This window comes from Bradyrhizobium sp. CCBAU 11430 (genome assembly GCF_028128855.1).
GTDB classification, from domain to species: domain Bacteria; phylum Pseudomonadota; class Alphaproteobacteria; order Rhizobiales; family Xanthobacteraceae; genus Bradyrhizobium; species Bradyrhizobium ottawaense.
In genome coordinates this window covers 220881-233568 of record NZ_LBJV01000006.1, presented here as the reverse complement: position 1 = coordinate 233568, position 12688 = coordinate 220881, and the positions used below count along the sequence as shown (strand labels likewise).

Annotated in this window: 10 protein-coding genes; 2 read left to right on the top strand and 8 right to left on the bottom strand. The window is 56.7% G+C overall.

The window, feature by feature from the left end:
- Positions 1 to 421: 421 nt before the first annotated feature.
- The gene (locus XI04_RS04825; RefSeq protein ID WP_257187491.1) at positions 422 to 556 is read left to right on the top strand and encodes a hypothetical protein; all 135 of its coding nucleotides are present in this window, start codon (positions 422 to 424) and stop codon (positions 554 to 556) included.
- A 1102-nt stretch (positions 557 to 1658) separates the two neighbouring features.
- Here XI04_RS04825 and XI04_RS04820 read toward each other — a convergent pair.
- The 3 genes from XI04_RS04820 to XI04_RS04810 form a co-directional block, all read right to left on the bottom strand.
- Entirely contained in the window at positions 1659 to 1859 is a 201-nt protein-coding gene (locus tag XI04_RS04820; RefSeq protein WP_271596596.1) for a hypothetical protein, read from the bottom strand.
- A 241-nt stretch (positions 1860 to 2100) separates the two neighbouring features.
- Positions 2101 to 2982, bottom strand: coding sequence for a pantoate--beta-alanine ligase (locus XI04_RS04815; protein ID WP_271623518.1), 882 nt, complete (start codon positions 2980 to 2982; stop codon positions 2101 to 2103).
- A 189-nt stretch (positions 2983 to 3171) separates the two neighbouring features.
- Positions 3172 to 4515 carry a pentapeptide repeat-containing protein gene (locus tag XI04_RS04810; protein ID WP_271623517.1) on the bottom strand — a complete coding sequence of 448 codons (1344 nt, stop codon included), beginning with the start codon at positions 4513 to 4515 and terminating at the stop codon, positions 3172 to 3174.
- 81 nt (positions 4516 to 4596) lie between these two features.
- Between XI04_RS04810 and XI04_RS04805 the strand changes: the two genes are divergently transcribed.
- Positions 4597 to 4998, top strand: a complete 402-nt coding sequence (locus tag XI04_RS04805) for a hypothetical protein (protein ID WP_271623516.1) — start codon at positions 4597 to 4599, stop codon at positions 4996 to 4998.
- A gap of 525 nt (positions 4999 to 5523) precedes the next feature.
- Here the strand turns inward: XI04_RS04805 and XI04_RS04800 are convergent.
- Genes XI04_RS04800 through XI04_RS04780 form a run of 5 tightly spaced genes read right to left on the bottom strand, consistent with a single transcriptional unit; the run spans position 5524 to position 12130 of the window.
- Positions 5524 to 7245 carry a dipeptide ABC transporter ATP-binding protein gene (locus XI04_RS04800; protein ID WP_442869387.1) on the bottom strand — a complete coding sequence of 574 codons (1722 nt, stop codon included), beginning with the start codon at positions 7243 to 7245 and terminating at the stop codon, positions 5524 to 5526.
- The gene (locus XI04_RS04795) at positions 7246 to 8109 is read right to left on the bottom strand and encodes an ABC transporter permease (protein WP_271623514.1); all 864 of its coding nucleotides are present in this window, start codon (positions 8107 to 8109) and stop codon (positions 7246 to 7248) included.
- A complete protein-coding gene (locus XI04_RS04790) occupies positions 8106 to 9062 on the bottom strand; it encodes an ABC transporter permease (RefSeq protein WP_271623513.1) in 957 nt (318 codons plus the stop codon). The genes XI04_RS04795 and XI04_RS04790 overlap by 4 nt, the downstream gene beginning before the upstream one ends.
- A gap of 4 nt (positions 9063 to 9066) precedes the next feature.
- Entirely contained in the window at positions 9067 to 10755 is a 1689-nt protein-coding gene (locus XI04_RS04785) for an ABC transporter substrate-binding protein (protein WP_271623512.1), read from the bottom strand.
- A gap of 34 nt (positions 10756 to 10789) precedes the next feature.
- Positions 10790 to 12130 carry an NtaA/DmoA family FMN-dependent monooxygenase gene (locus XI04_RS04780; RefSeq protein ID WP_271623511.1) on the bottom strand — a complete coding sequence of 447 codons (1341 nt, stop codon included), beginning with the start codon at positions 12128 to 12130 and terminating at the stop codon, positions 10790 to 10792.
- Positions 12131 to 12688: the final 558 nt, after the last annotated feature.

Below are 12688 nucleotides of genomic sequence, written 5' to 3'. Positions count from 1 at the left end.
TTACGGCGGCCATCATCGCCATTGGCGCCCTCAACACGGTGCTCGCAGCGATAGCGCTCTTGTCGTTCTGAGCAGCGCAATTTTCTCATGCGACAAGAGGCCATCTCAATTGGCGGCTTCTTTCATTCACACAGCGTATGGCCCGATCGCGTCTACGGAACGCGGTCTCCGTTTGGTCCGCTCCGTGGCGTCAAGCATCATGCAGCCCTATCTTCTTTTCAGTCCGCCGGTTCGAAATCGTGAGTGGGTCATCCGCTAACGGGTCTAGCGGCTTCGGGGTACCTGTCCACCGCACCCCTTAAGAGAGTAGTTACCACTCACTGTCATCATTTCCATATTCGTTCGCCATTGGCGGCAGCCAATCTGAGAACATCTAATTTTTCGACACGCCCGGTTGGCGGTCTCTTTCAGGAGAGGCCCAATGTTCAAGGGCTTCACGGTGGCAGTTGCGGCGCTGGTTTTCACAACGCAACTGGATCAATTCCTCACGCACGGTCGGTACACCGACGCGGCGATCGCTATGCTCCGGCACATCAGGCATGCGTTTGGCTTTTGAGAAACCGGAGCGCGTGATGAAAGCATATCATGGGCTGATTCGGAGGAGCAACGCGCCATAGCGATATTGGGATCTGGGCTTTGTGTCGAGCTGTGTGATCGCTTGCTCTCCTAAGCTTGAGGCAACTCGGTCTGATCGGAGTCTGCGATTTGAAAGCTGCCGCGCACGAGTTCCGGAGGCGCGTTGTCTTGAGCGAACTCGGGTAACCATCAGGTGATGATCAGATGATCAAAGCGCGGATCTGACATGGCGGTGCGCGACAAGACGCCCTCACCGCGCCGATTTTTGGTTCGTCAGGGGGCTAAGGGCCTGGATGGTTTACGATCGGCAACGGAAGGGGCCGGCTCTGGTTGGGATTAGTTGGGGGGCCGGTCAATTTGACCAAAGAGCAAGCCGATCGCCTCGAGCGGAGATTGAGGGACGAGCACGAGCGGGACTAGCGTAAGCCCGGTCAGAGCCCTCGACAGCGAGACGGATGAGTGGACATCCTCTTCATCTTGCCGATCAATGCCGAAAAGATAATACCGACGGCGCCCGCCTAGCTTGCTTCGTTCTTTGGACAGACTGATCTCGCGAATCGTCATCTCGCCCACAGCAACAGCTGTCAGTCACCCAGGACTATGAACCTCAATCACTCTTTTGCGATTAGTCGCAGTTTAGATCGCCATGATCGACTCGATCAAGCCAAGCTTCCTAAGCGCGCAGTTGAAGCCAGTCTCGACAAGGTGTTGTTGGTCTCAGGTGAAATTGATGTTGGAAATCAGGCGCGAGATCGGCATAGCTGCGCTCCCGCGCTTGATCTGGCGGAAGCACAAAGAGTCTCTCAGCCGCTGAATAGGCCGCGGAACGCGATGATGTTTGTAGGCTGTACCTCCAGGAAATAGCAGTCACGGGAGTGCCAACCTCCTGTAAAAATTCGTCTTTAGCGCAACGATCGACTATCCGGTCAGCGCCGCTTCGGAGCCGAGTTTATGCTTTGGCGTTGCCGAAGATGCGCCTTGCTTCCGACGTCTCCGCTTTGGGTTGAAACCGGTAAACTCATCCCGAGCAGATGTTTTCCGCTTGGCCCTCGTCAGCCGACATGGCTTTATTGGTTCAAGCCCTAGCTCATTCCCCTTTTACCAACTCGAAAGCTACGAACGTAGTACCCATGTCGCTGAACGGCCGACTTTATCTCGTCGCTGACTTTGAGAACTCTAATTCTGCTCTTGCGCCATTTATTGGATGAGTAAAGTGCGGGTATCGCAGATCCGTTGCTTATGACAAGGAAGTCCCGCCTGTTATTGCGATAGACATCAAACATGTCACCCTCGCGGAAATGTCGAATAGAGCAAATATTTTTGGTAGCGACCGCGCCAGCTTAGCGCCCTGGGCGCCCGAGCGGGTGGTAGTCTGGGATGCATGCTGGTTAGACTTCGCGGCCAGTGAATGTCGGGGAAATGTTAGCGCGCCAACCGATCAGCTCAGATTTCTTTTTGCATGCTGTTTACATGCCACGCCAGTGTACCAGTTCTGTGAAGGCCATGCGGTGAAAAATGGTCTAGCTACGAGTGCTTAGGCAGGTCGATCCAGAGATCCGGAGCACCATTTACGAGGGTATCCTGATCTGGAACATAGATACTATCGAAAACCCTCAGGCCATGAGCCGTTGCCGCCCCAATAATGATGAAAGGGAGCTTGACCTGCTCTAGATCTTCGAAGCTGTCAGCGCCGACAATCCGAAGAAAATCGAATTTAAACCGTCGGAACTTTATGTGAGATGCAGCCGACGCTACAAGGTCCTTGACGCTCGACGCTCCTCGGACGATCTCTTCCCTTAAATGGTTGAGCGCCGTGAAGAGGAACGACAGCTCATCAAGCTCAGACCGGCTAAATCGCCTCAAGCGCGACGAAATCGGCACTCCATTCTTGTATCTCACGGTCGGCACAAACCTTATCTCGCAATCGAGAAGGAGGTCTGCAACGGCGCGCTTCACCAGGATCGCCTGACCGATATCTTTCAGGCCGAAGTAGCTGCGAGTTGGCCGCGCATAGCAGATCCAACGGACCGCACCGGTTACGGCTTCCTTCAAGCACGCCTCAGGTCCATCTAAACGCAAATGATAGTCACCTTGCGATACGAACGTTCGATAGCCAGGCGGAAACATTTCGGTGTCGCTCGAGGAAATCACGGCAGTCGCTCCCGAACGTAGGGCAAGTCCAATATCATCGTCCAAATTGAAATCGTAGCTCCCACCTGGTCTAAGCTGGATCTTGTTCGGGTACACTGTGACAATCGCGACGTCATTCTCCAAGGCCGCTCTTCTGATCAGTTCTGCATGCCCAAGATGCAGCGCGCCCAGAGTGTGTACCGTGCCAATGGTCTGACCTGTTCTTGCGACCTCCCGGATGAACGCCTTGCCTGCGGAAAGACCTGCCAGATGCATGTTCTTACTCCAGTTTTCTTGAACGCAAAAGAGTGGAGAAGATGCGCGGCCTGGGCATCCCGTGTGGGCCGCGCACGCAGACGAACTCCACAGAGCTTCAACGCCGGCTTACAGCTCGAACCACAGCATCAAGCTGATCTAAGCTCATGGGCACTGCAGCTCCCTCTGTTCTTGCGGTTTTCAAAGGAGTCAGGTTGACCCTTCTCGACCACGTCGCATCAACGATGAGAGTTCAGCCAGATAGTTCGCTGGCTCGCTCAGCTGATCCCCCTCCAGAGCGACCTGCAGACCCCGACAACGGTCAGCAAAAAACGGCGGCTCGAAAGTGGTTATCTTAGCGCCTGAAAAGTCGACTTTCACGAAGCTGGCCTGGAATGGCGATATCCCACTCAGATTCGCATCGCGCAGGGACGATTGGTTCATGCGAACGTATGCGGCCCGTGTTGCCTCCAGGTTGCTATCGGTCATACCCGCGGCGAGATATGCCTGAACGAGATTGGAGCCTTCCAGATTTGCGTGACCCAATGCCATTGATTGCGGCGGATCACCGGTGATCATCGACCTGTAGAGGTAAGCCTGTGATAGGCCCGCATGTTCGAGATCGCAGTCGCGCACAAAGGCGCAGCGGCCGCGAAAACCGGTGAGTTTGGCGGCTCGCATTGTGCTCTCTGTTATCGAAATGCTCTCACCTGATGCCTGAGATAGGTCCGCTCCGTCCAGCTGACAGGAATGAATAGATGCACTGTTGAGCACAGCACCGGCGAGGTTCGCGTCGGACAGGCCTACGGACAGAAGCCGCGCCTCGGTGAGGTCTGCCTGTTCAAGCTCAGCGCTCGCGAGATTTGACAGGTGAAGATCAGCGAATGGGGCGCTCAGGGCTCTTGCCCGAATCCGCCCGCTCACCTTTGAGAGTCTCAGATACGGAAGATGAGCACCTTGCAAGACAAGACCATCGATGGAGGTGGGACGCACGATCGATAAACAGTCTCCCTTTGACTGGAAGAACGAGCAATCCGCCAGATGCGTCTTCGTGATCGTGACTTGGCTCAGCTTAGCAAAGCGAAAGGAAGCGGAAGGAAGGAAGCATTCATTGATAGTTGACCCCTGCAATTCCGCGCCATCGAATACAGCATCACTCGCGTCGCACTGATAAAGGAGGAGCCCGCTGAGCATCGCGTTGTCAAAGCGTGTTCTTTTCATACTGCAACCATGAAACAGGCTGCCGGTTGCATCAATTACATTGCGCAGACTGGCGTCATCGAAGTTGCAGACCTGCGCTGCCATGGCGTGCATATAGGCAAAATCAAGCTTGGCGCCAAGGAAACTTGCCCGCTCTAGCCCCGGACAGATAAGGTTCGCCTCAGAAAGGTCTGCACGATCCAACTTTGCTCCGTACAGCTGCGCGCGATTGAGGGTACAGCGCCGCATCGGGAAATCTGAGAGGTCGTGACCGCTAAAGTTCTCGGAGGATAGCTGCAAACCAATCCCGGTCCTTTTGATCGCCTCCTCGGTTCGCCTGCCGACAGCAGCCACTGCGCGCAGCCTATCGGCAGCTCGGCTCCAGTACCGAACGAACTCGCCATCTGATGAAAGCTCGTTCTTCCGATCTGAGCAATGCTCCGCCCCTTCATTCACGGTGAACTCGCTATCAGCGCCGATCCTATGCGACATGCCGAGGGTTCCGTATTGCCGGATTTCGGAGGTCCTTTTATTGACCTCTTTGTGCTGGGCGTGCACCCACGTTATGCGCTTTGTGGTGGACTCGTCTGCGAATTGGCGACACGATGCGCCGATGAGGCTCCTGTTGCCTATTCTTCGCAGCCGACGCTTGAACACGACAGCCGCATCCTAGTCATGCGTCCCTACCGCTACTCGGCGCGATTGTTCACCAAGCCCGCCAACCTCGACAACGATCTGTCCGTTGACAGTGCCGATATATCTGACAGTGAGGATTATTTCGTCAGCTCTGGGAAACTCCACATCACTCTCCATCAAACCGAATGCGCAAAATTCTAGGTCTTCTTTTTCAGAATGGACCCGCGGCTTGCGGGCGGAAAAGTGATCCTTCATCAACGGCTGCACTCAACCCGCCATCACCTTATCGGTAGCAACGACCGTGCCAGCCTCGTCAGTCGAAATTAGCGAACTGAACAGGGCGTCATGAATTCAAAATTGACGCCGAATGTTTCGAATCTGACAAACACGGTCTTTGTCGGGAACCGCACCGTGGCTAGGCTATCGTGAAAGCGAAGATTCCGAGCTCGTTTGCAGGAGAGCAAGAGCCGCACTCCTTGCGGGCGGGCAATTGATGGCTTGCAACTCCACAGGTGCGGATCGTCGGCTTCTTGCTCAGCCTATATTCGAACTCGGCCGGGCCTGCTTCGCGCGCCGGCCGGTCCCCTGCTTTAACCCGTGATCCACAGATTGTCCTTTCCGAGCGATGAGCGAGGGCGCAATCGCGACCAAATCGCGGGCAAACGCGGCTGCCCCCGCGATCGGCGACAGACAATTTTGGAGAAAGGAAGTCGAATTCGAAGGCATTCACGCGATGCCTTCTTCGAGGATCGTAGCTGAATGACCACTCCGTCCAACACGCACTAGGCGCGGCATGGCCGCGATAAGGCTCTTGGTATAATCCGACTGTGGATTACGAAAAATCTCTTCAGTGGTGCCACTATCGACGATTCTTCCCCGGCGCATAACTATGATGCGGTCGCTGATATGACGAACAACACTGAGATCATGCGAGATGAAGAGATAACTTACGCCGAGGCGGTCCTTCAGATCGCCGAGCAGGTCCAAGACCTGCGCCTGGATTGAGACATCGAGCGCCGAAACGGGTTCATCGCAGACGATAACGGCAGGATTTGATGCAATCGCGCGGGCTATCGCAACGCGCTGGCGCTGGCCGCCCGAGAGATCGAGCGGCCGTCGGTCCAGCAAGGCCTCGGATAGTCCGACCATATCGAGCAGCTCAATAACGCGCTCCTGCCGCTGCCGTTTCTCGACGTCGCCCGAAAGACTATCGGATATGATGCGTCCGGCCGTCCATCGTGGATCAAACGAGCCAAGAGGATCTTGGTAGATGATCGATATTGCCCGCCGCCGAGCCCGCCGTTCGCGTTCCGCGAGCGTGCTCCAAGGCCGGCCTGCAAACTGAACGACTCCATCGTCAGGCTTATCCAGTGCCATGACCATGCGCGCCATCGTCGATTTTCCTGATCCGGACTCACCGACGATGCCCAAAGTCTCTCCGAATCGCAGTTCGAAGGAGACGCCGTCCACAGCCGCCCGTGAAGTGCCATCCGGGCCCTCAAAGCGCTTCACCAGACCTGTCGCTTCGAGCAGGATGGAACGAGCTGGCGGCAACGATTGCACGGGCGGCTGTGTTTGCCGGCCAGGCAAGCGCAGAATAGTCGATGGTGAGAGATGTGAGCCGCGCGGCCGGCCTGATGGCACAGCGTCCAGCAGCTGACGAGTATAGGGGTGTCGCGGATCTTTGAATATCTGGACGGCGGGGCCACGTTCGACGACCTCGCCTCCTCGCATGACGAGAATCTCATCCGCCACGCGGGAGACCACTGCCAGATCGTGACTGATCAGGATCAGCGCCTTGCCCCTGGCTTTGGTTTCCTGGAGGAGTGCCAGCACATGAGCCTGCGCCATCACGTCGAGCGCGGTAGTCGGCTCGTCGGCGATGAGGACGCGTGGATCGAGTGCAAGAGCCGCCGCGATGAGAGCTCGCTGACGCTGACCGCCGGATAATTGATGCGGCAGCTGCTCGGCCTTCGTCTCCGGCTCAGGGACACCGACGAGCTTAAGGAGAGCAATGACCCGCTGCGCGAGCTCCTCGCGGGATGATACCGCATTGTGGAGGAGTAAGCCTTCACCAACCTCTTTGCCGATCGGCCGAAGTGGATCAAGCGAGACGAGTGCATCCTGTAATACGAAGCCAATCTTGTTGCCGCGGATGCGCCGCCAGGCACGATCGTTAAGGCCGATCAGGTCCGTCCCCTCGAAGCTCAGCTGGCGTGCATGAACATTGGCGTGGCGACCAGCAAGGCCTATGAGAGCCCGCGCACTTACGCTCTTGCCCGAGCCGGATTCACCGACAATCGCAAGACATTGTCCCGGCCGCAGGGAGAAGGATATACTGCGCACAGCCGCTTTCTGGGCGATGCCGCGCCCGAAAGAAACACGCAGCGAATCGGCTGTGAGGAGGTCTGCCTGCTGCACGAGAGGCTGGGGGCCGCCCTGGGACATTCACGTTTTTCCTTCCAGACGGTCCTGTAGATGGCGCCCGACAATGGTGACGCTGAGAGCTAACGCCATCACCGCCAAACCGGGTATGATCTCCAGCCACCAGGCGTAGATCACATAGTTGCGCCCGGCATTGAGCAGCGCGCCCCATTCAGGGGCCGGGGGAGCGACGCCCAGGCCTAGAAAAGCAAGACCCGAGGCCCATATAATCGCCTGGCCTACGCCGATCGTCATCATTGCCGTCAGCGGGCTCATGGCGTTCGGAAGAATATGCCTCCAGACAATACGGGGAAATGGATGACCCAGCACCTTGGCGGCCTCCACATACCCAGTCCCTTTGATGGCAAGCATCTGGCCCCTGATCATGCGCGCATAGCCTGGCGCTGTGCCGATTCCGACAGCTATGACCTCAGTCACTACCGACGGGCCAAAAACGGTCACAAACACAAGGGCGAGCAAGAGCGTGGGAATCGCGAAGAGCACGTCGACAATCCGGCTAAGAATGCTGTCGACTACGCCACCAGAAAGCGCTGCGGCGACGCCGAAAACGATGGCAATGGACATGCTCAGCGCCGTTGCGCCAAGTCCGATGGCGAGGGATTGGCCCGTTCCCTCGACTATTCGAGAGTAAAGATCTCGCCCCAATTGATCAGTTCCCAACCAATGAATGATCGACGGAGACTGCAATGACGATCTCAAATCAATAGCGAGCGGATCGTGCGTCTGCAGTACCTTTGGGGCCATAGCCGCGAAGGCAAAGAGGCCAATTATGATAAGAGAGACGGTAACCCGGAAGGGAACATGGCGCGTGATTGCCAGGACTTCTTTGAGCGAACGAGCTATGGTGACTTCGGCGAACATGCTCATGTCAGCTTGATCCTCGGATCGACCAGCCGGTAAGTCAGATCGACGATCAAATTGGCAATAACGAATACGCCCGCAGAGATCAAAACAGCTCCCGAGACAATCGGAACGTCTCTCGAGGACGTTGCAGCGACGAGGACTCCACCTAGGCCTTGACGGGCGAAAACCACCTCGATCAAAATCGCGCCCGAAAGAAGTTTGCCGAGCGCCCAGCCTGACAAGGTAATCCCGGGCAATGCGGCGTGGCGGAGGACATGGCGAAGCCTGACGCCAAAATCACTCATACCTCTGGCCCGCGCGGACGTGACGAATGGCTGCTCGAGCACGCGCGTGAACTCGTTCTGAACAACTTGTCCGAAGAAGCCCGAGAGTTCAAGAGCCAACGCAAGTGTCGGCAGAATGAGCCCGACCGAAGAATTTCCACCGATGACCGGAAGAATGCGCAGCTTTACCGCAAAAACAACCAGCAAAATTGTGGCCAGCCAGTAAGGCGGCACTGTTGCCAAAAAGACTTGCGTGTCATTGAGCAGCTTCGACCATATGTTGTCTCTGCCGGCGATGAACAAGGTTGTCAGGATGGCGATAATCCATGCGATCAGCAGCGCGGCGACCGCCAGAATAATCGTAGGCCCAATCTGCTCCGTGATGATCCCTGCGACAGGCCGATGCTGCTGGTAGGATTCACCAAGATCTCCATGTAGGATTCCCAGTATGTATTTTCCGTATTGAACCACGAGGGGTTGATCAAAGCCGTATTTCGCATTGATCGCCGCGAGTTCTGCCGAGGATGCCGGTCCGACGTTGCCACTTGTCACATTAATGATGATCTGGGCGCGATCGCCAGGCAGCACACACTGAATTAAGAACGCAAACGTTGCGGCAGCCCACACCACCACCACGCCTGACAATATCCGGCGCGTGAACCAAACAATGGGATGATGGGTTGCTATCTTCATGGCATCATTTCTTGTCGTCAAAATGCGCATCATAGAAGACAGGTTCGCCAACTGACCCACGGTCCAGCCAAACGTCTTTCAGGGTCGGCTTGGTCGCCAAAGTTACGTCCAGCACAGTAAGGCCAATAACGGGTGCCTCATCCACGATCTTCCGTTCCGCCTGCTGATAAAGGGCGGTACGTTCAGCTCCATTGAAATTCTGTTCCGCCCTTTGAATGATGTCCCAAAGCATCAAATCCTGGTAGCGTGAGGGATTGAAGCGATTGGGCTCGCCATTCTGATCGGGCTTCCACGAGATCCGGAATATCTCAGCGCCGGGGGCAACCCAATAGAGGAGAACGACCTCATAATCATCGGGTCCGAGGTTTTTCCCGGCGAAGAAGTCAGCCGGATTGGTGGGTTGAAGACGTACGTCAAAACCGGCCGCCTTCGCCTGCTGCTGGACAACTTGCAAGGCTTGCTCGCCATCCGGCTTCAGAAAGGCGTACGAATAGGAAATGCGCACGATCAGCGGACGACCGTTCTTGACGCGAATGCCGTTAGGATTTCTCTCAGTCCAACCAGCCTGATCAAGCAGTTGATTGGCTTTGCGAATATCGTACCCATAGGACTGCCCGAGTTCAGGCAGGTATTCCGGCGAGCTCTGACTTAGCGCACCGTTGCCTTCGAACGGTAAAGAGCCGAGGAAGGATGTGCCGACCGCGGCCTTTCGGTCAGTAGAATAGGCAAAGGCCTTGCGGACGAGCACGTCGTCAAATGGGGGCCGGGCCGTATACAAAGCGAGGCGCAGAGGGGTGCCCCCGGTCAGGTGCCGCAATACTGGAAAGCGGGAGTTGGCGTCCTTCCATGCGACAGCCGGAATGTCGTATATGGCATCGGTCTCGCCCGCGATCAGCGAACCGTATCGGACAGTCTGATCTGGCAGAAACTTCCAACTAATCCCGTCAACGTAAGCCGGCCCTTGATGTTTTGCGGTGGCCGGCGCCGAATTGTAGTCGGGATTGCGGCGGAAGGTGACTTCTCGCCCATGGTGCCACTTATCGACAATGAATGGACCTGAACCGACGGGGTTCTCGCAATTGACCGCAAGTCCACGTTTGAGTGCCGATGGCGAGAGAATGCCTTGTGAGGATTGGGCGAAGACGTTCAGCAAGGGCTGGAACGGCACCTTCAATTTTACTTCCAATCTCAGAGGAGCAATCGCCCTTGCCGATTCGAAGCTCTCGCCGAGATAAGGAGCAGCAGTCGGATTGCGAAGATCGGGGTTATTGCTGAGCCATCCGTTGATATTGTCAGCGATGGCGTGCGCATCGAGGGCGGTCCCGTCAGTGAACTTTACATTCGGCTTTATCTCGAATGTGTACACCTTTTTGTCGTCGGAGATGGTCCAAGACTCGGCCAGCCATGGCAAGATCTTGCCGTCCTCGTTGCGCGCAACCAGATTATCGCTGTACTGGCGTTGCAGATACCATTGCTGCACCCATCCTCCGAACAGGCAGGCAGGCTCTTGAAAATGCCCGTAACGAATAACGCCTCCTCGCTTGACGCTGCCGGCAAAGCCTTCCTGCGCATGAACGCTGGGTGCCAATTGGGACAGGCCCAAGAGCATGACAAGGGTAGCCGCTACTGTTCTTGCTTGACGGTTGGACTTGCCAGTGAAGCGCCTCGCTGACCGCGCATTGGCTAAATGCATATCCAGGCTCCAGAGATTTGGTGTTGAGGAAGCGTCAGAGCGGTGAGCTCGCTGTGGCTCGTGCCGGCTCGAACGGAGTAGAGATGCCGAAATGCTCTCGCAGTGTCTGTCCCAGATATTCTTTGCGAAAGAGCCCGCGCTTCTGCAGGATGGGAACCACATTGTCGACAAACGCTGAAGCGCCATCGGTGAGAACATCCGGAATGATGTTGAAACCATCGACCGCGCCGGCGCGGAACCATGCCTCAATCGACTCCGCGATCTGCTCGGGTGTACCCACAAGCAAGCGGTGGCCAAAAGCTTGAACGCTGCTGATGATCTCGCGAACCGTCCGACCTTGACGCGCCAGAGCTTCAATCGTGCGATGGTGACCGACAGAAAACGGAACATGATCTGCATCAGGCAGAACCTCCTCCGGGATTGGCCTTTCCAGGCTGAGCTTCTCGACCGCCACACCCATGCTTCTTGCAAGGGCGCCAGTGGCGCGCTCCAGATCGAGCAGCCCATCAAGCTTTTCTTTGCGACGAGCCGCTTCTTTCTCGGTGCCCCCGATACAGGTGACAAGGCCCGGCAGGATGAGCGGACCCGCAGGGCGGCCGAATTGCCGAGAGAGCGCACGCAGGCGCTCTGCCTCCCGCAGAGCCGTCGTCAAGTCCCCGGCGGCCGCAAACACGACATCTGCACTGCGGGCACCAAGCCGTAGTCCGGGATCCGAACCGCCCGCCTGAACGATGACTGGGTGACCTTGGGGCGAAGCGGGATGCGTCAGTGGGCCTCGGATGCCGAAACTATTGGTATCGGGATCGAGCAGGCGGAATTGACTCTGATCTGCGTAAACTCCCGCAGCCTGATCGGCGATGACCACCTCGCCGCTCCAGCTCAGCCAGAGAGCACGGACCGTTTCAACGAAGTCCTCGGCCCGTCTGTAGCGATCCGCTCGCTCGACTTCTCGACCGCCAAAGTTTGCTACCGTCGCCGGGCTCGACGTCGTGACTGCGTTCCAGGCAACGCGGCCACGGCTGATGACATCGAGCGACTGGAAACGCCGAGCGAGATTGTATGGCTCATTGTAGGTCGTCGACGCTGTCGCGATCAGGCCAATCCGCTGCGTTTCGCGTGCAATCACCGCAAGAACGAGGGTAGGTTCGAGCCCATTCAGCGGTGGCTGGTGCGTAATGTCGAAACTTATCGCGGGAGTATCGGCGAGGAATACAGCATCCAGCAGACCACGCTCCGCAACCTTCGCAGCCCGGACGTAGTGCTCGATATCGAAAAAGGCGCTCGGATTTGTACCTGGCCAGCGCCACGCGGCGGAATGGCCACCAGCGCCATGAAGATTTAGGCCGAGATGAAGCATGGAGTTAACCGAAGACATCACAACCCCTAATGCGGCGGCCTCTGAGCCACTTGGTGGGCCTTGAGGACAAGTCAATGTCAGCGACCACCCTGCCCTTTCGCGCAAGCTCACGCTGAATGTGCGCCGGGCAGCCGATTAGAGGCAGGGATAACAAACCGTCGGCTGATGTTAGAGAACTATCACCGAAGAGGAATTCGGCTGCGTGCTGTGATGTTCTGCGCGCGGGCGCAGCCCGCAAGAGCTTCGACCACGGCGGTTGCCGATTGACGCCGTCGTGACAGCCAGTTCCAGCGGCTAGTTGATCCCACACGAGTACACTCACATCGGCGCTCCAGAATTCATCAACGAGCCAGCTCCTTCTCAGCAAGGTGTTCTGATGCCCATTCGCGATCGGAACGTTTGGACTCGCGATCGGGCGAGCAAGGATCGACCAGAGGATCTTTAGAGGTCGAGACCATACAAACGCAATAGTTGAGTATTTCAATCTACTATCGTCTGTTGGCATCCCCTTCTATTGCGACGTCTATCTGTTCATCGCTTAGCCCAAATGGTCTCGGATCAGGCTCCTCGAACATG